Genomic DNA, 21,960 nt, shown 5'->3' on the forward strand with positions numbered 1-21,960 from the left:
GTCCGCTCCCCGTGCGAGGGTCGGGGGAGCCGGTTCGCGAAGGGGAGCGCCATGCACACGACCGTCACGCCGTTCACGCTGCGCCCGTGGCGGGAGGGGACGGGGTACGGGCGGCGGGCCGGCTGGCGCGGCACATCGGCGGAGTTCGGCGAGGTCACGGTGGAGGCGCCGCTGCGGCAGACCGTGCCGGAGACGGTCGTCTCGGAGCTGCGGGGCGGTCTGCTGCCGGAGGCGTCGTACGAGACGCGGGGCGTCCACGCGGACCTGGTCCGGCTGCCGACGCTGAACCGGGCGACGCTGCGGCTCGGCGGCGCGCTCGTCGTCATGGAGCGCAACCGCTTCGGGGTGACGGCCCGGCAGCGGGGGCTGCGGCTGCGGTACGGCGGCGACGACTACCGCCTGTGGGCGCGCGACCGCCGCTCCTGGACGCTCGTCCGGCGGGCGGACGCGGAGGACCCGGGCGTCCGGGTGACGGTGCGGGGGAGGGGACGGCTCGGCGGGCGGCGCCTGGAGGTCGCGGTGACGGGCCGGGCGCTCGCGACGGACCTGTCGCTCGCCCTCGTCTTCGCGGGCGTGGACCGCGCGGCACTCACCCGGGGCGGGGCGGTCCGCGCGGCCCTGTCGCGGGTCACGCTGTTCTGGGCGGAGACGCGGGCCTAGGAACGCCCCACCGGACGGTCCTGGGGCGCCTTGCGGGGCTCGTACGTGACCCGGTCGATCGGGTCCCCGTGCGGGTACGCGAGGCGGGGCAGCCCCTCGACGGCGAGTTCGCCGCGCAGCCAGGCGAGGAGGACCTCGGTGAGCGTGCCGGTGAGCGGGGGGCCCACGCGCGCGTGGCGGGGGTCGATGGCGAGCGGCCACGTCTCGGGGTCGTCGCCGTCGGCGAGCCAGCCGAGCTGGTCCCCGTCGACGGTGGACGCGAAGGTCAGGAAGCCGCGGGGCTCGGGCCAGGCGGCCAGCGGATGGAACTCGGGGTAGTCGGCGCGCAGGGAGCGGTAGTTGTCGGCGTACCACTCGGCCCAGGGCGCGAAGTCGTACCGGTCGGCGCCCCGGGGCAGGGGGAAGCGCAGCCAGTCGCACCAGACGCCGCCGCCGTACGTCTCCATGAAGCGGACGTACGCGCTGGGCAGGGTGGTGCCGAGCTGGTCGTAGGTCCACTCCCAGTCGCGCCCGCCGAGGTACGGCTCCGCGGGCGGCGGGACGAGCGCGGTGAGGGTGTCGAGGCCGGTGCCGCCGCCGGTGAGGGCGGCCCGCTGCTCCGGGGTCGGGGCCGGGCGGCGCGGCGGCGGGGTCCAGGTCGAGGTCACGTCCTCGGCGAGGGCGCTGCGGGCGAGGGTCCGGCGGAGGCCCTCGTCGACGAGGCGGGCGAGGGTGGGCAGGAGTGTGGTGCCGGGGCGGCGCCAGGGGTCGCCGCCCTTGCGCTCCTCCTGCGGGTCGTGGAGCACGACCGGCCACGCGTCGGGGTCGTCGGAGGCGGTGGTGTCCCAGAAGAGGGTGGCGGAGGTGCGGGTGGAGCCGAAGGGGAGGACGCCGGGGGCCGCCCGCCGGGACTCCGCGACCCAGTGGCCGTAGTCGAAGGCGCCGTCGCCGGCGCCGTACGGGGTCTGGATCCAGAGGTGTTCGCCGAGGTCGACGGGGCCGTAGGCGGTGGCGACCGCCTTGTAGTCGGCGGGCAGCCGGAGCCCCAGCCACTCCTCGACCGCGTCCCAGTCGACCGGTATCGCGGGTCCCCGGGGCGGCGGTCCGAAGAGCGCGGCGAAGGCGGTGACGGCGTCCTGGGGAGCGCCGCTCATCGGGCCCCCGCCCGGCGGGGGACGGGGACGCCGAGGACCCGGTCCTTCAGGGCCGGGAACTCCTCGCGGATCGCGGCCGGCTTGGCCGGGTCCAGGACGACCCGCAGGACCTCCTCGTCGGGGCCCGCCTCGGCGAGGATCTCGCCCCAGGGGTCGACGACCAGCGAGTGCCCGGCCTGCTCGACGCCCGCGTGGGTGCCGGCCGTGCCGCAGGCGAGGACGTACGCCTGGTTCTCGACGGCCCGGGCCCGGGCGAGGAGCCGCCAGTGGCCGCGGCGGGCGGCGGGCCAGCCGGCGGGGACGACGAAGGCTTCGGCGCCGGCGTCGACGAGGCCCCGGAAGAGTTCGGGGAAGCGCAGGTCGTAGCAGGTGCCGACGCCGACGGTGAGGTGCGGCAGGTCGAAGGTGACCAGGTCCTCGCCGGCGGCCATGAGGACCGCCTCGCCCTTGTCGAAGCCGAAGCGGTGGATCTTGCGGTAGGAGGCGGCGAGCTCGCCGTCGGGGGAGAAGACGAGCGAGGTGTTGTAGAGGGCGCCGCCGACGGCCTCGACGAAGGAACCCGCGTGCAGCCAGACCTCGGCGTCCCGGGCGGCGGCCGCCATGGCGTCGTAGGTGGGGCCGTGGAGGGGTTCCGACTCGGGCCCGAAGAGGTCGGCCGCGAAGGCGCCCACGGGCCACAGTTCGGGGAGGACGACGAGGTCCGCGGCCCCGCGCTCCTCCCGTACGAGGCGGGCCGCGCGGGCCCGCCGGTCGGCGACCGGTTCGTCCGGGTCTACCGCGATCTGGATCAGCGAGGCGCGCACACTACCACCGTCCTGGCGTTGAAGCCGTCAACACCGGCCTACGATCGTCACACGAAAGCACTGCCGGGGTGCTCCCGGGGAGCGTAACTTAGCGTCCGAGCCTCCCATTCCACTGTCGCCCAGTCGTGTTTTCAGCCCGCACCGAAGAACGTCGAGGGGTCCCGTGACCGTCCATCCCAGCCTCCAGAACTACGCCGACGCCTGGACCCACTCCATCGAAGCGATAGCCGAGCTGGTGCAGCCGCTCGTGGAGGGCGAGTGGAACCGCGCGACTCCGTGCCCGGGCTGGTCGGTGCGCGACATCGTGTCCCATGTGATCGGCATGGAGACGGAGATGCTCGGGGATCCGCGGCCGATCCACTCGCTCCCCCGCGACCTGTACCACGTGCGCAGTGACTTCGCCCGCTACATGGAGGTGCAGGTCGACGTCCGCCGGCACCACACGGCGCCGGAGATGACCTCGGAGCTGGAGTACATCCTGATCCGCCGGGCCCGCCAGCTCCGGAACGAGAACCGTTCCCCCGAGCACGTCATCCGGGCTCCGCTGGGCGCCGAGCAGACGCTGGAGCAGGGCTACCGGCTGCGGGCCTTCGACACGTGGGTGCACGAGCAGGACCTGCGGGTCGCGCTGGGGACGCCGGGGAACATCGACTCGCCGGGCGCGCTGGTGGTGCGGGACCTGCTGCTGGAGGCGCTGCCGAAGGTCGTCGCGAAGGACGCGGGCGCGCCGGCGTCGTCGGCGGTCGTGGTGGACGTGACGGGGCCGGTGGAGTTCCTGCGGACGGTGCGGGTGGACGCGGAGGGGCGGGGTTCGATCGACGGGGCGCCGTCGCTGGGTCCGGCGGTGACGCTGGCGACGGACTGGGAGACGTACGTCCGGCTGGCCTGCGGCCGGGTCCGGCCGGCCGAGGTGGCCGACCGGGTCAAGGTGGAGGGCGACCAGGACCTGGCCGGGGCGATCCTCGACCACTTCGCGGTGACGCCGAACTAGGGAGCGGCGGTATCCGTACGTCCTCCGGCACGGTGTCCGTACCGGCCTTCGGCGCGGTGTCGGTACGTCCTCCGGCACGGTGTCCGCACGTCCTCCGGCGCGTATCCGTCTGAGCCCCGCCGCGGTGTCCGTGCCGCCCTCCGCCCCGGTGGTCACACCGGTACGTGGACGGCCTCCACGCGGCTGGCGACGAGCCGTTCGCGCTCGCGTCGGTGGGTGCGGGACTTGAGGCGGAGGATCTGGACGACGCCGAGGGCTTCGAGGACGAAGACCGAGGAGAACGCGATCCGGTAGTCGTCGCCGGTCGCGTCGAGCAGCACGCCGATGGCGAGCAGCGTCGTCATCGAGGCGACGAAACCACCCATGTTGACGATGCCGGAGGCGGTGCCCTGGCGCTCCGGCGGGTTGGCCGGGCGGGCGAAGTCGAAGCCGATCATGGACGCCGGTCCGCAGGCCCCGAGGACCAGGCAGAGGGTGACGAGCAGCCACATCGGCGCGTGGTCGCCGGGGTACGCGATCGTGGCCGCCCACAGCAGGGCGGTGGCGGCGACCGTGCCGAGGGCGAGCGGGGCGCGGGCGCCGCCGTGCCGGGCGATGATCTGGCCGAACGTGAGGCCGACGGCCATGTTGGAGAGCACCACGAGGGTCAGCAGCTCGCCCGCGGTGCCCCGGGACAGGCCCTGGGCCTCGACGAGGAACGGCAGCCCCCACAGCAGCAGGAACACCATCGCGGGGAACTGGGTGGTGAAGTGCACCCACAGGCCGAGCCGGGTGCCGGGTTCGCGCCAGGACTCGGCGATCTGGCGGCGGACGTAGGCGGCGCCCGCGTGGCGGACGGGAGCGGGCTCGTACCCCTCCGGGTGGTCCTTGAGGAAGACCAGCAGCAGGACCAGGACGAGGACGCCGGCGAGCGAGCTGCCGACGAAGGTGGTGGTCCAGCCGAGGCCGTGCAGGGCGCGGGAGAGGACGACGGTCGAGATCAGGTTGCCGGCCATCCCGATGAGGCCGGCGAGCTGGGCGATGAGCGGCCCGCGGCGGGCCGGGAACCATCGGCCGCCGAGCCGGAGGACGCTGATGAAGGTCATGGCGTCGCCGCAGCCGAGGAGGGCGCGGGAGGCGAGGGCCATCGGGTAGGACGGGGAGAGCGCGAAGCCGAGCTGGCCGAGGGTGAAGAGGACGACGCCGAGGGCGAGGACCCGCTTGGTGCCGAGCCGGTCGACCATGAGGCCGACGGGTATCTGCATGCCCGCGTAGACCAGCAGCTGGAGTATGGAGAAGGTGGAGAGCGCGGAGGCGCCCACGTGGAAGCGGTCGGCGGCGTCGAGTCCGGCGACGCCGAGCGAGGTGCGGAAGATGACGGCGACGAAGTAGACGGCGACGCCGACGCCCCAGACGAGGGCGGCCCGGCGGCCGCCGGGCGGGTCGCCGGGGAGGGTGACGGCGGAGCCGTAGCCGTTGCGCGCGCCCTTGCGGTCGCTCACCTGCCCTCACCCCGGACCAGGCTGCCGACGCGGCCGAGGTGGCCGCGGACGGCCGCGGCGGCGCCGTCCGCGTCCCCGGCCCTGAGGCGGTCGAGGATCTCGGCGTGCTCGGTGATGTTCTGGGCGACCCGGTCGGGGTGGGCCTGCATCACGGCGACGCCCATGCGGAGCTGCCGGTCGCGGAGCTGGTCGTAGAGGCGGGACAGGATCTGGTTGCCGGCGTGCCGGACGATCTCGGCGTGGAAGCAGCGGTCGGTGACGGCGACCTCGGCGAGGTCCCCGGCGCCCGCCCGGCGCTGCTGCTCGGCCAGGAGCTCTTCGAGGCGGGTGAGGAGCGCGGGCGGCGCGGGGACGGCGCGGCGGACGGCGAACTCCTCGACGAGGAGCCGGGTCTCGACGACGTCGGCGATCTCCTGGGCGGAGACGGCGAGGACGAGGGCGCCCTTCTTCGGGTAGAGCTTCAGCAGCCCTTCCATCTCCAGCTTGAGCAGCGCCTCGCGGACGGGGGTGCGGGACACCCCCACGGCCTCGGCCAGCTCCCCCTCGGTGAGGAGGGTCCCGCCCTCGTAACGGCGGTCGAGGACGGCCTGCTTGACGTGGCTGTAGACCCGTTCGGCGGCGGGCGGCTGCTTGAGCGCTGATGGCATGCGCACAGCATAGATACAAGGTGTGTACAACAAACAGGCCCGTCCGCGATGCGGACGGGCCTGTTTCACGTGAAACGCGGCGGGCGGGTCGTCAGGCCCAGGTCATGAGCCGCTTCGGCTGCTCCAGGACCGCGGCCACGTCGGCGAGGAACTTGGAGCCCAGCTCGCCGTCGACCAGACGGTGGTCGAAGGAGAGTGCCAGCGTGGTGACCTGGCGCGGCTTCACCTTGCCCTTGTGGACCCAGGGCTGGAGCTTGATCGCGCCGACCGCGAGGATCGCGGACTCGCCCGGGTTGAGGATCGGCGTACCGGTGTCGACGCCGAAGACGCCGACGTTGGTGATGGTGAAGGTGCCGCCCTGCATCGCCGCCGGGGTCGTCTTGCCCTCGCGGGCGGTGGCGACCAGCTCGCTCAGGGAGCGGGACAGCTCCGGCAGGGTCTGGGCGTGCGCGTCCTTGATGTTCGGCACGATCAGACCGCGCGGGGTGGCCGCGGCGATGCCCAGGTTCACGTAGTGCTTGAGGACGATCTCCTGGGCCGCCTCGTCCCAGGCCGCGTTGATCTCCGGGTTGCGGCGGACCGCGACCAGGACGGCCTTGGCGATGATCAGCAGCGGGTTGATCCGCAGGCCCGCCAGGTCCTTGTCGGCCTTGAGCTCCTCGACCAGCTTCATCGTGCGCGTGATGTCGAAGGTCACGAACTCGGTGACGTGCGGGGCGGTGAAGGCCGAGCCGACCATCGCCGCCGCCGTCGCCTTCCGGACGCCCTTGATCGGGACGCGGGTCTCCCGCGCGTCGCCCGCCGCCACGGGGGCGGTGACGGCGACGGGCGCCTGGACCGGCGTCGGGGCCGGGGCCGCGACGGCCGGGGCCGGCTCGGTGACCGGCGCCGCGGCGCGGTGCACGTCCTCCCGGGTGATGATCCCGTCCGGACCGGTCGGGACGACCACCGTCAGGTCCACGCCGAGGTCCTTGGCGAGCTTGCGCACCGGCGGCTTGGCCAGCGGCTTGGCCGCGGCGGTCACGGAGCCGTGGCCGTTCAGCTGCTCGGGGACCACCGCCGCGGGCGCGGCGGCGGAGCCGGCGGGGGCCTTGCGGGCCCGGCGCCGGGTGGAGGTGGCGGCCACGCCGTAGCCGACGAGGACCGGCTGGCGGCCCTGCGGCTCCTCGGCCTCGGCCTCCGGCGCGGGGGCCGCGACGGGGGCCGGGACGGCCGGGGCCGGCGCCGCGGCGGGCGCGTCGCCGCCGACGTTCACCGAGATGATGACCTGGCCGACGTCGACCGTGGTGCCCTCGGGGAAGACCAGCTCGTGCACGGTGCCGTCGAAGGGGATCGGCAGCTCCACTGCGGCCTTGGCCGTCTCCACCTCGCAGACGACCTGCCCGTCGGTGACGGTGTCACCGGGCTGGACGTACCACTTGAGGATCTCGGCCTCGGTCAGGCCCTCGCCCACGTCGGGCATCTTGAATTCGCGGATCGTCATCGTGCTCTCCTCAGTACGCCAGCGAGCGGTCGACGGCGTCGAGCACGCGGTCCAGGCCCGGCAGGTACTCCTCCTCCAGGCGCGCCGGCGGGTACGGCGCGTGGTAGCCGCCGACCCGCAGGACGGGGGCCTCCAGGTGGTAGAAGCAGCGCTCGGTGATCCGGGCGGCGATCTCCGCGCCGGAACCGAAGAACACCGGTGCCTCGTGGACGACGACCAGGCGCCCGGTCTTCTCGACCGAGGTCTGGATGGTGTCGAAGTCGAGCGGGGAGACCGAGCGGAGGTCGACGACCTCGATCGACTTGCCCTCCTCGGCGGCGGCCGTGGCCGCCTCCAGGCAGGTCTTCACCATGGGGCCGTAGGCCACCAGGGTGAGGTCGGTGCCCTCGCGGGCGACCCGGGCCTTGTGGAGCTCGCCGGGGATCGCCTCGGTGTCGACCTCGCCCTTGTCCCAGTAGCGGCGCTTGGGCTCGAAGAAGATGACCGGGTCGTCGCTCTGGATCGCCTGCTGGAGCATCCAGTAGGCGTCGGAGGAGTTCGCCGGGGTGACGACCTTGAGGCCCGCGACGTGCGCGAAGAGCGACTCGGGCGACTCGGAGTGGTGCTCGACGGCGCCGATGCCGCCGCCGTACGGGATGCGGATGACGACCGGCATCTTCACGGTGCCGAGCGAACGGGCCCGCATCTTGGCCAGCTGGGTGACGATCTGGTCGTACGCCGGGAAGACGAAGCCGTCGAACTGGATCTCCACGACGGGGCGGTAGCCGCGCAGCGCGAGGCCGATCGCGGTGCCGACGATGCCGGACTCGGCGAGCGGGGTGTCGATCACCCGGTCCTCGCCGAAGTCCTTCTGGAGGCCGTCGGTGATGCGGAAGACACCGCCGAGCTTGCCGACGTCCAGGCCCATGACGACGACCTTGGGGTCGGTCTCCAGGGCCTTGCGCAGCGACTCGTTGAGCGCCTTCGCGAGGGGAAGCTTCTGCACAGCCATGATTACTCGGCCTCTCCGTTCGCGAAGGACGCCTGGTAGGCGGCGAACTCCGCGCGTTCCTCGTCGACGAGCGCGTGCCCGTCCGCGTACGTGTGGTCGAAGATCGCCATGTGCTCCGGGACCGGCATGGCGCGGACGACCTCGCGGACGTGCTTGCCGAGGTTCTCGCTCTCGGCCTCCAGCTCCTCGAAGAAGGCCGCGTCGGCGTGGCCCTCGTTCTCCATGTACGTCCGCAGGCGCTGGATCGGGTCCTTCGCCTCCCACGCCTCGCGCTCCGCGTCGCGGCGGTAGCGGGTCGGGTCGTCGGAGGTGGTGTGGGCGGCCATCCGGTAGGTGAACGCCTCGACGAGCGTCGGGCCCTCGCCGCGGCGGGCGCGCTCCAGGGCCGAGCGGGTGACGGCCAGGCACGCGAGGACGTCGTTGCCGTCGACGCGGACGCCGGGGAAGCCGAAGCCGCGGGCGCGCTGGTAGAGCGGGACGCGGGTCTGCTTCTCGATGGGCTCGGAGATGGCCCACTGGTTGTTCTGGCAGAAGAACACGACCGGGGCGTTGTAGACCGCCGAGAAGACGAACGACTCGTTGACGTCGCCCTGGCTGGAGGCGCCGTCGCCGAAGTAGGCGAGCACGGCGGAGTCCGCGCCGTCCTTGGCGATGCCCATGGCGTAGCCGGTGGCGTGCAGGGTCTGCGAGCCGAGGACGATCGTGTACAGGTGGAAGTTGTTGCTGTTCGGGTCCCAGCCGCCGTGGTTCACGCCGCGGAACATGCCGAGCAGGTTGGTCGGGTCGACGCCGCGGCACCAGGCCACGCCGTGCTCGCGGTAGGTGGGGAAGACGTAGTCGTCGTCCCGCAGGGCCCGGCCGGAGCCGATCTGGGCGGCCTCCTGGCCGAGCAGCGAGGCCCACAGGCCCAGCTCGCCCTGGCGCTGGAGCGCGGTCGCCTCGGCGTCGAAGCGGCGGGTGAGGACCATGTCGCGGTAGAGACCGCGCAGCTCCTCGGCGCTCAGGTCGATGTCGTAGTCGGGGTGCTGGACGCGCTCGCCCTCGGGCGTCAGCAGCTGAACGAGCTCGGGCTCCCCGGCAGGGGCCTGGTCGGCCTTCTTTGCGCCGGCGCTGGCGCCGGTGGTGCGCTTGGCGCCGCTGCTGCGTCGCGTCGTCTTGCGCGCGGCAGTGCTCTCCACGGTCACGTGCGTGCTCCTCCGTCGGTCCGGCCCCCGGGTTCGCCGGCAAGGCCAGTGCGGCTCTCCGCCTTATCCGTACCCTGCGCACGGGGTGGGTGCGACGCGGCCGGGGTCGGGCGTGACAGGTGTCCCGGCGAGCGCCGTCATGAGGCACGTTACCCATTGCGCGGCATTCCTGCGTAACCCCACTTGACCTGCGATTTTGCTTGGATTTCCAAGTAAATCGAGAAAAGCGGAAGCTCGCCCAGGTCAGCGCGCCGAGCAGCGGCCCGACGACGTCGTCGGAACATCCGGCACCGTAACCCGCACACCCCGGGCACCGGAAGAGCCAATATGTGAGACTGGCTTCGTGCGCGAAGATGGAAAAATCCGGGTATTTCTGCTGGACGACCATGAAGTCGTCCGGCGCGGCGTCCACGAGTTGCTTTCCGTGGAGGACGACATCGAGGTGGTCGGCGAGGCCGGAACCGCGGCCGACGCCCTGGTCAGGATCCCCGCGACCCGCCCCGACGTGGCGGTGCTCGACGTGCGGCTGCCGGACGGCAGCGGCGTCGAGGTCTGCCGCGAGGTGCGCTCCCAGGACGAGTCGATCAAATGTCTGATGCTGACCTCGTACGCGGACGACGAGGCGCTTTTCGACGCGATCATGGCCGGTGCCTCGGGATACGTCCTCAAGGCCATTCGAGGCAACGAACTGCTGAACGCGGTCCGGGACGTGGCGGCCGGCAAGTCGCTGCTCGACCCGGTGGCGACGGCCCGGGTCCTGGAGCGGCTGCGGGACGGCAACAACCCGAAGGGTGACGACAAGCTCGCCCACCTCACCGACCAGGAGCGCAAGATCCTCGACCTGATCGGCGAGGGCCTGACCAACCGGGCCATCGGCGAGCGTCTCCACCTGGCGGAGAAGACCATCAAGAACTACGTCTCCAGCCTGCTGTCGAAGCTCGGCATGGAGCGCCGCTCGCAGGCCGCCGCCTACGTGGCGCGCATGCAGGCCGAGCGCCACTGAGGACACCGGGCCCGGCCGCTCCCCCGGTCCCACCCGGAGGGAGCGGTCCGGGCCCGCGGCCCGCGTTCGGGACCTACGTCCCCCACGACGCGGGGCCCCGGCCCCTTTCCCGACAGGGTGCCGGTGGCGGACAGTGGAAGCATGTCCACCGAGGAGATCCGCGCCATCGAACTGCTCGGCCGTGCGTCGTACGGCCGGGTCGCCACGAGCATGCGGGCGATGCCCTTCGTCGCGCCCGCCCGGCACATCGTCTCCGACGGCAGCGTCCTGATCCGCATGCACGAGGGGCTCGGCTACCACCAGGCGTGCAGCGGGAGCGTCGTCGCCTACGGGGCCGACGACCTCGATCCGGAGTCCGGCACGCTGTGTTCGGTGCAGTTCACGGGCACCGCCGAGATCGTCGAGCCGTCCGAGGCCGAGCTGGACGCCTTCGGTCCCGAGCCGCTGAGCGTGGACGGCGAGCCCTTCGTCCCCGTCTTCATGCGCATCGAACCCCAGTTCGTCACGGTGCACAACATCGACTACGGCCCGTCGGCCGGCTCCCGCGCACGCCATCTGCACCACGCAGCGTGACCGCGTGATCTAACATCTGCGGAGTGCCGCGCTCATCTGAACATTCCGCTCCTCCGGTCGGCGCCCTGCTGCGCCGCCACCCGCACGCCGGCGAGCCCCTGTCCTGCGTCCCCGTCACCGAGGGCCTGCTCAACCGCGGCTACCGTCTCGCCACCACCCGCGGCCGCTACTTCCTCAAGCAGCACCTCGACGCCCCCACCGCCGACCGGGCCACCATCACCCGCCAGCACCGCGCCACCCAGCGGCTGCACGCCCTCGGCCTGCCCGTGGCCCCGCCGCTGCCCGACAGCCGCGGCCGCACCGTCGCCGTCATCGACGGCCGCTGCTACGCCCTGCACCCCTGGGTCGAGGGCCGGCACCGCGACGGCGCCCAGCTCACCACCGGCGGCTCCCGCCGCCTCGGCGCCCTCCTCGGCCGCGTCCACACCACCCTCGACCGGGTCATGGAGCCCCCGCCGCCCGGCGACCGGCACGACAGCGCCCGCCCCGAGGACACCTTCCGGGACATCGCCGAGCTGATCCGCCTGGCCCGCGCCCACCGCCCGCACGGCAGCTTCGACGCGCTCGCCGAGCACCGGCTGCGCGAGCGGCGCCGGCTGCTCGCCCAGCACGCCCACCGCCGCCCTCCCGCGCCCGCCGCGGCCGGCTGGGTGCACGGCGACTTCCACCCGCTGAACCTGCTCTACCGGGGCGCCGAACCGGCCGCGATCGTCGACTGGGACCGCCTCGGCGTGCGCCCCCGCGCGGAGGAGGCGGTCCGGGCCGCCGCGATCTTCTTCGTACGACCGGGGGGCGAGCTGGCGCTGGAGAAGGTGCGGGCCTACGCGCGCGCGTACCGGCGTGCGGCCGGCGCCGACGGCACGGAGCTGGCCGCGGCGGTGCACCGGGTGTGGTGGGAGCGGCTCAACGACTTCTGGACGCTGCGCTGGCGCTACCAGCTGAACGACCGCAGGGCCGACCCGCAGTTCCCCGCGGTGTCGGCCCTGGCCGTGTGGTGGACCCGGGAGTACGACGCCGTCCGCGACGCCTTCTCCACGTGAGAACCCCCTGAGGGGCTACGGGGTCGTTCCCGTGTCGCCCGCCGAGCTGCCGGTCGGCGGGGTGTCCGGGTCGCCGTTGCCCCCGCCGGTCGGGTCGGTGTCGCCGCCGGTGGCGCCGCCGTCGGTCGGCTCGGTCGTCGTGTCGTCCGTCGGCGTCGGCGCCGTGGTCGGCGGCGTCGTCTGCGGCGCCGTGGTCGGCGGCGTCGTCGTCGGGTCGGTCGTCGGCTCCTGCGTCGGCGTCGGCGCGGTCGTGGTCGGCGCGGTGGTCGGCGGCCACGGGTTCTGCGTGCTGTCGCCGCCGCTCGTCGGCGGCTCGTACGTCTCCTCGGACGGCTCCTCCGACGGCGGGGGCTCCTCCGAGGCGGTGGACGGCGAGTCCGACACCGTGGTCGGCGTCGTGATCGGGTCCTTCTTCTTGTCGCCGCCGCCGGCCATCTGCACCGCGAAGACGACGCCGGCGACGATCGCGATCACCGCGAGCGCCGCGAACAGCACCATCCGGGAGCGCTTGCGCCCGTCGCCGCCGTCCTGGCCGCCGTAGCCGCCGTTCGCGCCGTAGCCGCCGGTCCCGCCCGTGCCGCCCGTGCCGTCGTCGTAGCCGCCGCCGTAGTAGCCGCCGTCGTCGGGGTTGGGCAGCGGGACGAGCCGGCCCTGCGCGGTCTCGCCGAGGGGCGGGTGGCCCATGGCGGTCGTCGCGGTCATGCCCTGGCCGGGCGTGTGCCCGCCCTCGTAGACGCTCACCGGACCGGTGCTCCAGGTGCCCGTGTGGCCGCCCTGCTGCTGGAGCATCTCCAGGCCGTACTGGATCAGCCCGCGCATCTCCTCTGCGCTCTGGAACCGGTCGTCCGGCTCCTTCGCGAGCGAGCGCATCACCAGGCCGTCCAGCTCCGGCGGCGTCGAGCCGCGGACCTCGGACGGCGGGACCGGGATGTCCTGCACGTGCTGGTAGACCACGGACAGCGGCGTCTCGCCCGTGAAGGGGGGCCGCAGCGAGAGGAGCTCGTAGAGCAGGCAGCCCGTCGCGTACAGGTCCGAGCGGTGGTCGACGGCCTTGCCGAGCGCCTGCTCTGGGGAGAGGTACTGCGGGGTGCCCATGACCATGCCGGTCTGGGTCATCGTCGCCTGCGCGCCGTGCAGCGCGCGGGCGATGCCGAAGTCCATGACCTTGACCGCGCCGGTGTTCGTGATGATCACGTTGGCCGGCTTGATGTCCCGGTGCACGATGCCGTGCTGGTGCGAGTACGCCAGCGCCTCCAGGACGCCGGAGACGATCACGAGCGCCTGCTCGGGACCGGGCGCCTCCGCGCTGACCAGCAGGTCACGGATGGTGCGGCCCTCGACGAGCTCCATCACGATGTACGGCACCGGGCGGCCGTCCACGACGTCCTCGCCGGAGTCGTACACCGCCACGATCGCGTGGTGGTTGAGGCCCGCGACCGACTGTGCCTCGCGCGTGAACCGCGCCTTGGAGACCGGGTCCTCGGCGAGGTCGGAGCGGAGCAGCTTCACCGCGACGGTGCGGCCGAGCCGCACGTCCTCGGCGGCGAAGACCTCGGCCATGCCGCCGCGTCCCAGACGGTGCGTCAGGCGGTAGCGGCCGTCGCCGACGACGCGGTCAGTCCCCCACGACTCTGCGTCGGATCCGGGTTCCATGAGTCCTCGCCGTCGTCTGTGCGTGCCGTGTCCAGTCGTCACGCTACAGGCTTCGTACGACATCACGGTCCGCGATGACCGGCCATCCAACCCTTCTCGTGTACGCCTGTGCAAATTCCGTGAGTTTGGCCGCGCCCCCGGCGACGCGGGCCGTACAGAGGGTCACGGAACGGGCACGCGGCTTGACGTGTCAGGGGCCTCGGGCAGACTTGGCGCAGAATCGGCCGGATATCGAGGTCCGGCCGGAGACGACAGACCGACGCCGCGGGGCGCAGGGGGACAGCACACATGAGCCACGACGGCGCTCAGGGCGGCCGCTACGCGGGCGGTTCGGTCGCGAACGGCCGCTACCAGCTGCGCGACCTCCTCGGCGAGGGCGGCATGGCCTCGGTCTACCTCGCGTACGACAGCGCGCTGGACCGCCAGGTCGCGATCAAGACGCTCCACACCGAGCTGGGCCGCGAGGCGTCCTTCCGCGAGCGGTTCCGCCGCGAGGCGCAGGCCGTGGCGAAGCTCTCGCACACCAACATCGTCTCGGTCTTCGACACCGGCGAGGACACCCTCGACGGCGGCATGATGCCGTACATCGTCATGGAGTACGTGGAGGGGCAGCCGCTCGGCTCGGTCCTCGCCTCCGACGTCCACCAGTACGGGGCGATGCCCGCCGACAAGGCGCTGAAGGTGACGGCGGACGTGCTCGCCGCCCTGGAGGTCAGCCACGAGATGGGGCTGGTCCACCGCGACATCAAGCCCGGCAACGTGATGATGACCAAGCGCGGCGTCGTGAAGGTCATGGACTTCGGCATCGCCCGCGCCATGCAGTCCGGCGTCACCTCCATGACGCAGACCGGCATGGTCGTCGGCACCCCGCAGTACCTCTCCCCCGAGCAGGCCCTGGGCCGGCCCGTGGACGCCCGGTCCGACCTTTATTCGGTCGGCATCATGCTGTTCCAGCTGCTGACGGGCCGCCTCCCCTTCGACGCGGACTCGCCGCTCGCCATCGCCTACGCGCACGTGCAGGAGGAGCCGGTCGCCCCGTCCTCCGTGAACCGCTCCGTGTCGCCGGCGATGGACGCGCTGGTCGCCCGCGCCCTGCGGAAGAACCCGAACGAGCGGTTCCCGAGCGCCGCGGCCATGCGCGACGAGTGCCTGCGGGTGCTGTCCGCCGGCCAGTCCGCCGCCCCCGTGATCGTCCCGGGCGCCCCGCTGAGCAGCGGCTCCGGCGTCGGTTCGGCCGTCTTCCCGCCGGTCGGCCAGACTCCGCCGCCGCACCAGCCCGCGCCGCACGTGCAGCAGCCGTACCAGCCGCCGACCCCGCAGCCCGGCCCGTACGGACCGCCGACCCCGGCCCCCGCGCCGATGCCCGGCCCCGCCTACGGCTACCCGCAGCAGGCGCCGACGCCGGCCCCCGGCTACGCGACCCCGCCGGTCTCGTACGCGCCCGCGCCGACCCCCGCCCCGGTCTCCCCGGCCCCGCGCCGGAACACGCCGATGATCGTCGGCGCGGCGCTCGTGGTCCTGATCGCCCTCGGCGGGGTGCTCATCGCCCTCAAGCCGTGGGAGAAGGAGCAGGACCCCACCGCGGGCGGCACCGGCGGCGTGACCGGCTCCCAGACCGGCGGCCAGACCGGCGGCACCGAGCAGACCGAGACCGACAGCCCCGGCCACAAGGGCCCGGACCTGTCGAAGACGATCGACATCAAGAAGTGCACCGAGCCGCGGGAGTCGAGCGACGACCCCGACAAGTTCGAGGTGCCGGACTTCACCTACAAGAACCTCTCCTCGGTGAAGGACTGCGTCCGCGCGGCCGGCTGGAAGATCAAGAAGCAGAACCCGACGGACGAGAACACCTACGGCGAGGACACGATCCTCGGCCAGTACCCGCCGGCCGGTGAGGACATCTCCGCGAAGGACGCCGAGTTCACGCTGGAGATCTCCACGGGCAACCCCCAGAAGTAGCCGCCCGGATGCCGGAATCGTCCCGCTATGTGACGCTGAGTCGGACAGCTCGGCGGCACGGCAGGGGAGGGTTTCCCGGTGACTCCCACACGCGGCGGGACCGGCGGACGCGGTGACGGTGGACGCGCCGCCGCACGGGCACGGGTGTGGCGGCGGGTGCGCACGCCGGCGGGCGGGCGCGAGCGGACCTCCGGGTCCCGCGCCGCCCTCCGGCGGACCGCGCTCGCCCCCGCCCTGGCCTGCGCCTTCACCCTGTACGGCATCTCCGGCGCCCCCCTGGCCGGAGCCGCCGCACCCCCCTCGGGCACCCCGGCCGGCACCTCGGGTGCACCCGCCGGACGCGCTGCGGGCCCCGCGCGCGCCCCCGCCCACGGCCCCACCGCCGGCCCCACTGCCCACGGCCCCACCGCCGGACCCACCGCGACCGGCTCCTCGACCCCCGCCGCACCCTCCTCCTCCGCGTCCGCCCCCAGCCCCACCGCGTCCGCCATCGCCACGGGCGGGCCCTCCGCGACCGTCCGCCCCGGTACGACCCCGGCGCCGGGCCCGGGCACCCCCACCGCTCCCTCCGCCACCGGCACCGCCGTGCCCACCGCCACCGGCGGACCCCGCACCACCCCATCCGCCGGAAGCCACGCCCCCCGCCCCGGCAGACCCGCCGACCCCGCCACCGACGCCCCCGCGCCCACCGGCTCCCCCTCCCTCGCCGGCCGGCCCGCCGGCGAGGGCCGCACCCGGCCCGGCCGCCCCGAACCCGCCACGCCCACGGCCACCGAGACCGACGCCGCCGAGCCCTCGCGTGACAGAACGGCAACAGAATCCGTCGCCGACGACCGCCTCCCCGAGGAGGACGCCGAGGTACCCGGGGAGGAGCCCGCCGCCCGCCCCGAAGCGGCCCGCGCCAGCCGTCCCGCCGTCGCCCCCCAGCTGGCCGTCCGGAACTCCGCCACCACCTCCGACCAGCGCGTTCCCCTGCTCACCCTCGGCGTGGGGCTGACCCTGATGGGCCTCGGGCTCGGCTTCCTGGGGCTCCGGCTGCGCCGCCGCTGACCCCCCGCGGTACCCGGCGGCTCCCCCCTGAGACGGACCCGCGTCGTCAGTCTCGCGACGGTTTCCGGCTCTCGGCATACCCGGTATACATACTCGGTATGTCGATCCGCCACGGGCTGCTCGCCCTGCTCGAACACGGTCCCCGCTACGGCTCCCAGCTGCGCACCGAGTTCGAGTCCCGAACCGGCGCCACCTGGCCCCTCAACGTCGGCCAGGTGTACACGACCCTGGGCCGGCTCGAACGGGACGGGCTCGTCGGCCAGAGCGGCGAGGACGGCGCCGGCCACGCGCTCTACGCGATCACCGACGCCGGCCGCGCCGAACTGCGCACCTGGTTCGAGAAGCCGGTGGACCGCACCAGCCCGGCCCGCGACGAGCTCGCCATCAAGCTCGCCATGGCCGTCGGGGCACCCGGCGTCGACATCCGCGCCGTCATCCAGTCCCAGCGCCGCCACACCGTGAAGGCCATGCAGGACTACACCCGGCTCAAGGCCCAGGCCCTCGCCGCCCTGGAGGACACCGCCTCCCGCGAACGCGACGACGTGGCCTGGCTCCTCGTCCTGGAGCAGCTGATCTTCCAGACCGAGGCCGAGGCCCGCTGGCTCGACCACTGCGAGTCCCGGCTGATCCGCCTCTCCGCCACCGCCGTCGCCCCCGCACCTTCCGACACCGCTTCCGCCTCCGCCGCCGTGGAGCCGGGGCACGGGCCGGGGGCTCCGCACGCGCCCGGCGCGGGGGCGGGCGGTGGGGGAGAAGCGGGTGGGTCGGGGGGCCGGCGGGGGGCCCGGGCCGGGGGCCGGGGCCGCTGACCGACGGCCCGAGCCCCGTACCGCACACACCTCTTCTTCCACACCGCTCGCATCCGTGCGCGGCCGTCCGCCGCCGCGCGCCCCAAGGGGGACCCCTCCAATGACCACACCGCTCGCCGCGCAGCCCGTGCTGCGCCTGCAGAACCTGACCCGGGTCCACGGGTCCGGCGCCACCGAGGTGCACGCCCTGCGCGGCATCGACCTCGACGTGCACCCCGGCGAACTCGTCGCCGTCATGGGCCCGTCCGGCTCAGGCAAGTCCACGCTGCTCACCATCGCCGGCGGCCTCGACGCCCCGACCTCGGGGCAGGTGATCGTCGAGGGCACCGACATCACCACCGCCGGGCTCAAGGAGCTCGCCGCCCTGCGCCGCCGCAGCATCGGCTACGTCTTCCAGGACTACAACCTCATCCCGGCGCTCACCGCCGCCGAGAACGTCTCCCTGCCGCGCGAGCTCGACGGCATGTCGGCCCGCAAGGCCCGCGTCGAGGCGCTCGCCGCGCTGGAGGAGATGGGCCTCGGCCACCTCGCCGACCGCTTCCCCGACGAGATGTCCGGCGGTCAGCAGCAGCGCGTCGCCATCGCCCGCGCGCTCGTCGGCGACCGCCGCCTCGTCCTCGCCGACGAGCCCACCGGCGCCCTCGACTCCGAGACCGGCGAGTCCGTCCTCGCCCTGCTCCGCTCCCGCTGCGACGCGGGCGCCGCCGGCGTCCTCGTCACGCACGAGCCCCGCTTCGCCGCCTGGGCCGACCGGGTCGTCTTCCTGCGCGACGGCGCCATCGTCGACCAGACCGTGCGCAGCGAGGCCGACTCCCTCCTGACGGGCCGGGTGGCGGACGCGTGAAGACCTGGCTCCACTCCTGGCGGGCGGCCGTCCGCATCGCCCGCCGCGACGCATGGCGCGCCAAGGGCCGCAGCTCGCTCGTCCTCGCGATGATCGCCCTCCCCATCCTCGGGGTCAGCGCCGCCGATCTCACCATCCGCAGCTCCGAACTCTCCGTCTCCGAACAGCTGGAGCGGTCCATCGGCACCGCCGACGCCGTCTTCCGCGACCCCGACTTCGGCGGCGTGCCGATCCTCCAGAGCCCCGACGGCGACAACGTCTACCCGGCGGACGTGAAGGACGGCGCCGCCTGGCCCAGCGGCTCCACCGACCTCACCAAGGTCATACCCGCGGGCGCCCGCTGGATCACCGACACCCAGGGCGCCGCCAAACTGACCACCGTGCACGGCCTGCTCCAGACCGACGTGCGGGAGATGAAGGCCGACGACCCGATCGCCCGGGGCATCACCACCCTCGTCGACGGCCACTACCCGCGGAAGGCCGACGAGGTGATCGCCACCTCCGCCTTCCTGGAGCAGAGCGGCCTCTCGATCGGCTCGACCGTTTCCGCTCGCAATTTCGACCGGCCGTACCGGATCGTGGGCTCCTACGAGCTGCCCGACAGCCTGAAGTCCGCGCAGATCACCGCGCTCCCCGGGGCCTTCCTCGCCCCGTACGGAAAGGCCGTGGAGAAGGCCGGATCGCTGGCCCCCGGCACGTCCGTCAGCTATCTCGTGCAGCACGCCGGTGGTTTCACGTGGAACAGCGTGAAGGAGATCAACACCAAGGGCGTCACCGTCGTCTCCCGGACCGTCCGGCTCGACCCGCCCGCCGACTCCGAGGTCCCGCTCTACCAGCGGGACGACTGGGGCGACTTCGAGTCCAGCGCCGGCGCCGACGCCCTGCTCCTCGCCACCCTCGCCACCGTCGTCGGCCTGGCGATGCTGGAGATCTGCCTGCTCGCCGGTCCCGCGTTCGCGGTCGGCGCCCGCCGCTCCCGCCGCCAGCTCGGCCTCGTCGGCGCCAACGGCGGCTCCCGCAGCCACATCCGCGCCATCGTGCTCAGCGGCGGCCTGGTCATCGGCGTCGCCGCGGCGGTCGTCGGCACGGTCCTCGCCGTGGTCCTCACCCTGGTCCTCCAGCCGTTCCTGGAGGAGTTCATGGGGCAGCGGTTCGGCTCCTTCGACGTCCGGCCGCTCGAACTCCTCGGCATCGCGCTGCTCGCCGTCCTCACCGGTCTGCTCGCCGCGATCGTCCCGGCCGTCACCGCCTCCCGGCAGACCGTGCTCGCCTCGCTCACCGGCCGCCGCGGCGTCCGCTCCACCAGCAAGGTGCTGCCCGTCCTCGGCCTGGTGGCGCTGCTCGTCGGCGCGGCCATCGCGCTGTACGGCTCGGTCGTCACCGACCAGTTCATCATCGTCGCCGGCGGCTCGGCCCTCGCCGAGCTGGGCGTCGTCGCCATGACCCCCGCCATCGTCGGACTGTTCGGGCGGGCCGGCCGCTGGCTGCCGCTCTCGCCGCGGCTCGCGCTCCGCGACGCCGTCCGCAACCGGGGCCGTACGGCCCCCGCGGTCGCCGCCGTGCTCGCCGCCGTGGCCGGCACCGTCGCCGTCGCCACGTACACGTCCAGCAGCGACGCGCAGTACCGCGCCGAGTACAGCGCCAGCCTGCCGCACGGCGCCGTCTCCTTCTTCCAGATGGAGGACGGCGGCCGGGACGTCCCCGCCGTCGCCGACGCCGTCCAGCGCTACCTGTCGGTCGACACCCGCGCCGACGTCTCCCGCGTCGCCGTCGGCAAGCCCGGCTGCCCCGCCTGGGGCGGCGACGCCGGCTGCGGCCTCTACGAGGTGATGGTGCCGCCCGCCAACGTGTGCCCGATGTGGGTCCCGACCACCGACGGCAGCGACCCGTCCGAGAAGTTCACCCCCGAACAGCGCCGCACCCTGCTCCGCGAGGACTGGCGCTGCAAGCAGGGCGACGGCGGCGGCAGCGTCTACGTCGACGGCGGCCTCCTCGTGGGCGACGCCCGGCTCCTGAAGGTCCTCGGCATCACCGACCCCGCCGCCGAACAGGCGCTCGCGGACGGCAGGGCCGTCGCCTTCAGCAAGCCGCTGCTCGCGAAGGACGGCACGGTCGGCATCAAGCAGATCACCGACACGAAGGCCGCCGACGAGGCGTCCGCGGACAACAAGCCGGCCCCCGGCAAGGTCTCCTCGATCCCCGCCCACCTGGTGACCGGGGACCAGAAGACCTACGGCCTCCAGCTGCTGATGACCCCCGCGACCGCCAAGGCCGCCGGTCTCACCACCGTGCCCCTCGGCGCCTACTTCAACACCGACAGCCTGCCCGGCACCGAGCAGCGCCAGAAGCTCGACGCCGAACTCGCCAAGATCGGCGCCGGGGTCGACCTCACCATCGAGGAGGGCTACGTCTCCGACGACAGCATCTTCCTGCTCGCGCTGACCGTCTTCGCCGGCCTGGTCACCATCGGCGCCGCCGGCATCGCCACCGGCCTCGCCCAGGCCGACGCGGAGGCCGATCTGAAGACGCTGGCCGCCGTCGGCGCCCCGCCGCGCGTCCGCCGCACCCTCAGCGGCTTCCAGTGCGGTGTGGTCGCCGCGATGGGCGTCGTCCTCGGCTCCCTCGCCGGACTGCTGCCCGCCATGGGCCTGCGGCTCACCGAGGAGCGCCAGCAGCTCCGCTTCCACGAGCAGACCATCGCCGAGGGCTGGGGCGGCGACCTCACCCCGCCGTACGTGCCGATCGTGGTGCCCTGGGAGACGCTGGCGGCCCTGCTCGTCGCCGTCCCGCTCGGCGCGGCGCTGCTCGCCGCCCTGGTGACCCGCTCCAAGGGGGCGGTGGCCCGGCGCGCGGCGACGTGACGCCGGCCGGGACCTGACGTCCCGCGCGGGCCGGCGACCGCCTGGATCCGGCCGTCCCGCGCGCCGACGGTCCCCGGGACCTGACGCCTTTCCGTGCTCGTACCGTGCCCGGGGAGGAGGGTGGATCACCCTCCTCCCCGGGCACACCTGGTGGTAAGGCATGTGTGCGAGAGAATGGCGGCATGGAGATGCCGAGGAATGACAGGTCGCAGGAGAGCCCCCAGGTCCTCATCGTGGGACAGGACGGGATGGCACTCGGCGGCGCCCAGGGCGACGACGAACCCCGCGAGGTCCCGGTGACGGAAATGGTCGAGCAGCCTGCGAAGGTCATGCGGATCGGCAGCATGATCAAGCAGCTTCTGGAGGAAGTTCGGGCGGCACCTCTCGACGAGGCCAGCCGGGTCCGGCTCAAGGAGATCCACGCCAGCTCGGTGAAGGAGCTGGAGGACGGCCTGGCGCCGGAGCTGGTCGAGGAACTGGAGCGGCTGTCGCTCCCGTTCACCGACGAGGCCATCCCCTCCGAGGCGGAACTGCGGATCGCGCAGGCCCAGTTGGTGGGTTGGCTGGAGGGCCTCTTCCACGGCATCCAGACGGCGCTGTTCGCCCAGCAGATGGCGGCCCGCGCCCAACTGGAGCAGATGCGGCGGGCCTTGCCCCCCGGCGTCTCGCACGACGATGACGACGAGGACGGCGGCCGCGGCCACGGCCGCGCGGTCGGCTCGGGGCCGTACCTGTAGGGCTTCCGAGGACGTCCGTACGGAGACGGGCCCGGCGCGCCACGTGCGCGCCGGGCCG

19 protein-coding genes are annotated in these 21,960 nt (G+C 73.6%); 11 read left to right on the top strand and 8 right to left on the bottom strand.

What is annotated here, in order from left to right; translation table 11 throughout:
- Nucleotides 1–51 precede the first annotated feature (51 nt).
- Nucleotides 52–660 carry a hypothetical protein gene (locus tag IE321_RS13685; RefSeq protein WP_190223066.1) on the top strand — a complete coding sequence of 203 codons (609 nt, stop codon included), beginning with the start codon at nucleotides 52–54 and terminating at the stop codon, nucleotides 658–660.
- Here IE321_RS13685 and IE321_RS13690 read toward each other — a convergent pair.
- Together IE321_RS13690 and IE321_RS13695 are read right to left on the bottom strand one after the other, a co-directional pair.
- Nucleotides 657–1,793, bottom strand: coding sequence for an SMI1/KNR4 family protein (locus tag IE321_RS13690; protein WP_190223067.1), 1,137 nt, complete (start codon nucleotides 1,791–1,793; stop codon nucleotides 657–659). The genes IE321_RS13685 and IE321_RS13690 overlap by 4 nt on opposite strands.
- On the bottom strand, nucleotides 1,790–2,596 hold the full coding sequence (locus IE321_RS13695; RefSeq protein WP_043229150.1) for a carbon-nitrogen family hydrolase: 807 nt from the start codon (nucleotides 2,594–2,596) through the stop codon (nucleotides 1,790–1,792). The genes IE321_RS13690 and IE321_RS13695 overlap by 4 nt, the downstream gene beginning before the upstream one ends.
- A 163-nt stretch (nucleotides 2,597–2,759) precedes the next feature.
- Here IE321_RS13695 and IE321_RS13700 point away from each other — a divergent pair, with 163 nt between their 5' ends.
- Nucleotides 2,760–3,587, top strand: coding sequence for a maleylpyruvate isomerase family mycothiol-dependent enzyme (locus IE321_RS13700; protein ID WP_043229148.1), 828 nt, complete (start codon nucleotides 2,760–2,762; stop codon nucleotides 3,585–3,587).
- A gap of 152 nt (nucleotides 3,588–3,739) precedes the next feature.
- Here the strand turns inward: IE321_RS13700 and IE321_RS13705 are convergent, their stop codons facing one another.
- The 5 genes from IE321_RS13705 to pdhA all read right to left on the bottom strand — a co-directional run bounded on the left by IE321_RS13705 (nucleotide 3,740) and on the right by pdhA (nucleotide 9,373).
- Complete coding sequence (locus tag IE321_RS13705) at nucleotides 3,740–5,068, bottom strand: MFS transporter (protein ID WP_043229145.1); 1,329 nt, start codon at nucleotides 5,066–5,068, stop codon at nucleotides 3,740–3,742.
- Nucleotides 5,065–5,715, bottom strand: a complete 651-nt coding sequence (locus IE321_RS13710) for a GntR family transcriptional regulator (protein WP_190223068.1) — start codon at nucleotides 5,713–5,715, stop codon at nucleotides 5,065–5,067. Before IE321_RS13710 ends, IE321_RS13705 begins: the two co-directional genes overlap by 4 nt.
- A gap of 91 nt (nucleotides 5,716–5,806) precedes the next feature.
- On the bottom strand, nucleotides 5,807–7,198 hold the full coding sequence (locus IE321_RS13715; RefSeq protein ID WP_190223069.1) for a dihydrolipoamide acetyltransferase family protein: 1,392 nt from the start codon (nucleotides 7,196–7,198) through the stop codon (nucleotides 5,807–5,809).
- Between the two features lie 10 nt (nucleotides 7,199–7,208).
- Nucleotides 7,209–8,189 (bottom strand): alpha-ketoacid dehydrogenase subunit beta, encoded by a 981-nt coding sequence (locus IE321_RS13720; RefSeq protein WP_190223070.1) that lies wholly within the window; start codon nucleotides 8,187–8,189, stop codon nucleotides 7,209–7,211.
- Between the two features lie 2 nt (nucleotides 8,190–8,191).
- Nucleotides 8,192–9,373: a pyruvate dehydrogenase (acetyl-transferring) E1 component subunit alpha gene (pdhA, locus tag IE321_RS13725; protein ID WP_043229138.1), complete on the bottom strand. Its 1,182-nt coding sequence runs from the start codon at nucleotides 9,371–9,373 to the stop codon at nucleotides 8,192–8,194.
- A 343-nt stretch (nucleotides 9,374–9,716) separates the two neighbouring features.
- On the opposite strand from pdhA, the gene IE321_RS13730 reads away from it, so the two are divergent.
- From IE321_RS13730 to IE321_RS13740, 3 genes are all read left to right on the top strand, one after another.
- Nucleotides 9,717–10,376 carry a response regulator gene (locus IE321_RS13730; RefSeq protein WP_043229136.1) on the top strand — a complete coding sequence of 220 codons (660 nt, stop codon included), beginning with the start codon at nucleotides 9,717–9,719 and terminating at the stop codon, nucleotides 10,374–10,376.
- 141 nt (nucleotides 10,377–10,517) lie between these two features.
- Entirely contained in the window at nucleotides 10,518–10,949 is a 432-nt protein-coding gene (locus IE321_RS13735) for a pyridoxamine 5'-phosphate oxidase family protein (protein WP_190223071.1), read from the top strand.
- A 23-nt stretch (nucleotides 10,950–10,972) separates the two neighbouring features.
- Nucleotides 10,973–11,989, top strand: coding sequence for a phosphotransferase (locus IE321_RS13740; RefSeq protein WP_043229129.1), 1,017 nt, complete (start codon nucleotides 10,973–10,975; stop codon nucleotides 11,987–11,989).
- 15 nt (nucleotides 11,990–12,004) lie between these two features.
- On the opposite strand, the gene IE321_RS13745 is transcribed toward IE321_RS13740, so the two are convergent.
- Complete coding sequence (locus IE321_RS13745) at nucleotides 12,005–13,642, bottom strand: protein kinase domain-containing protein (RefSeq protein ID WP_190223072.1); 1,638 nt, start codon at nucleotides 13,640–13,642, stop codon at nucleotides 12,005–12,007.
- Between the two features lie 288 nt (nucleotides 13,643–13,930).
- Here IE321_RS13745 and IE321_RS13750 point away from each other — a divergent pair, with 288 nt between their 5' ends.
- The 6 genes from IE321_RS13750 to IE321_RS13775 all read left to right on the top strand — a co-directional run bounded on the left by IE321_RS13750 (nucleotide 13,931) and on the right by IE321_RS13775 (nucleotide 21,902).
- Nucleotides 13,931–15,601, top strand: a complete 1,671-nt coding sequence (locus IE321_RS13750; protein WP_190223073.1) for a protein kinase domain-containing protein — start codon at nucleotides 13,931–13,933, stop codon at nucleotides 15,599–15,601.
- Nucleotides 15,602–15,757: 156 nt separating this feature from the next.
- A complete protein-coding gene (locus IE321_RS13755) occupies nucleotides 15,758–16,651 on the top strand; it encodes a hypothetical protein (protein WP_190223074.1) in 894 nt (297 codons plus the stop codon).
- Between the two features lie 98 nt (nucleotides 16,652–16,749).
- Complete coding sequence (locus tag IE321_RS13760) at nucleotides 16,750–17,460, top strand: PadR family transcriptional regulator (RefSeq protein WP_226652156.1); 711 nt, start codon at nucleotides 16,750–16,752, stop codon at nucleotides 17,458–17,460.
- Nucleotides 17,461–17,560: 100 nt separating this feature from the next.
- Nucleotides 17,561–18,304, top strand: a complete 744-nt coding sequence (locus tag IE321_RS13765; RefSeq protein WP_043229124.1) for an ABC transporter ATP-binding protein — start codon at nucleotides 17,561–17,563, stop codon at nucleotides 18,302–18,304.
- A complete protein-coding gene (locus IE321_RS13770; protein WP_190223075.1) occupies nucleotides 18,301–21,165 on the top strand; it encodes an FtsX-like permease family protein in 2,865 nt (954 codons plus the stop codon). The genes IE321_RS13765 and IE321_RS13770 overlap by 4 nt, the downstream gene beginning before the upstream one ends.
- Nucleotides 21,166–21,347: 182 nt before the next feature.
- The gene (locus tag IE321_RS13775; RefSeq protein ID WP_043229121.1) at nucleotides 21,348–21,902 is read left to right on the top strand and encodes a bacterial proteasome activator family protein; all 555 of its coding nucleotides are present in this window, start codon (nucleotides 21,348–21,350) and stop codon (nucleotides 21,900–21,902) included.
- The last annotated feature ends 58 nt before the right edge of the window (nucleotides 21,903–21,960 follow it).

The sequence above is a fragment of the Streptomyces hydrogenans genome, assembly GCF_014656075.1.
Classification (GTDB): Bacteria; Actinomycetota; Actinomycetes; order Streptomycetales; family Streptomycetaceae; genus Streptomyces; species Streptomyces hydrogenans.

Coding starts and splice junctions, on each gene's coding strand:
- IE321_RS13720 (WP_190223070.1), bottom strand. CDS start 8,189: ATGGCTGTGCAGAAGCTTCCCCTCGCGAAGGCGCTCAACGAGTCGCTG.
- IE321_RS13685 (WP_190223066.1), top strand. CDS start 52: ATGCACACGACCGTCACGCCGTTCACGCTGCGCCCGTGGCGGGAGGGG.
- IE321_RS13765 (WP_043229124.1), top strand. CDS start 17,561: ATGACCACACCGCTCGCCGCGCAGCCCGTGCTGCGCCTGCAGAACCTG.
- IE321_RS13745 (WP_190223072.1), bottom strand. CDS start 13,642: ATGGAACCCGGATCCGACGCAGAGTCGTGGGGGACTGACCGCGTCGTC.
- IE321_RS13775 (WP_043229121.1), top strand. CDS start 21,348: ATGGAGATGCCGAGGAATGACAGGTCGCAGGAGAGCCCCCAGGTCCTC.
- IE321_RS13750 (WP_190223073.1), top strand. CDS start 13,931: ATGAGCCACGACGGCGCTCAGGGCGGCCGCTACGCGGGCGGTTCGGTC.
- IE321_RS13715 (WP_190223069.1), bottom strand. CDS start 7,198: ATGACGATCCGCGAATTCAAGATGCCCGACGTGGGCGAGGGCCTGACC.
- IE321_RS13760 (WP_226652156.1), top strand. CDS start 16,750: ATGTCGATCCGCCACGGGCTGCTCGCCCTGCTCGAACACGGTCCCCGC.
- IE321_RS13710 (WP_190223068.1), bottom strand. CDS start 5,715: ATGCCATCAGCGCTCAAGCAGCCGCCCGCCGCCGAACGGGTCTACAGC.
- IE321_RS13690 (WP_190223067.1), bottom strand. CDS start 1,793: ATGAGCGGCGCTCCCCAGGACGCCGTCACCGCCTTCGCCGCGCTCTTC.
- IE321_RS13735 (WP_190223071.1), top strand. CDS start 10,518: ATGTCCACCGAGGAGATCCGCGCCATCGAACTGCTCGGCCGTGCGTCG.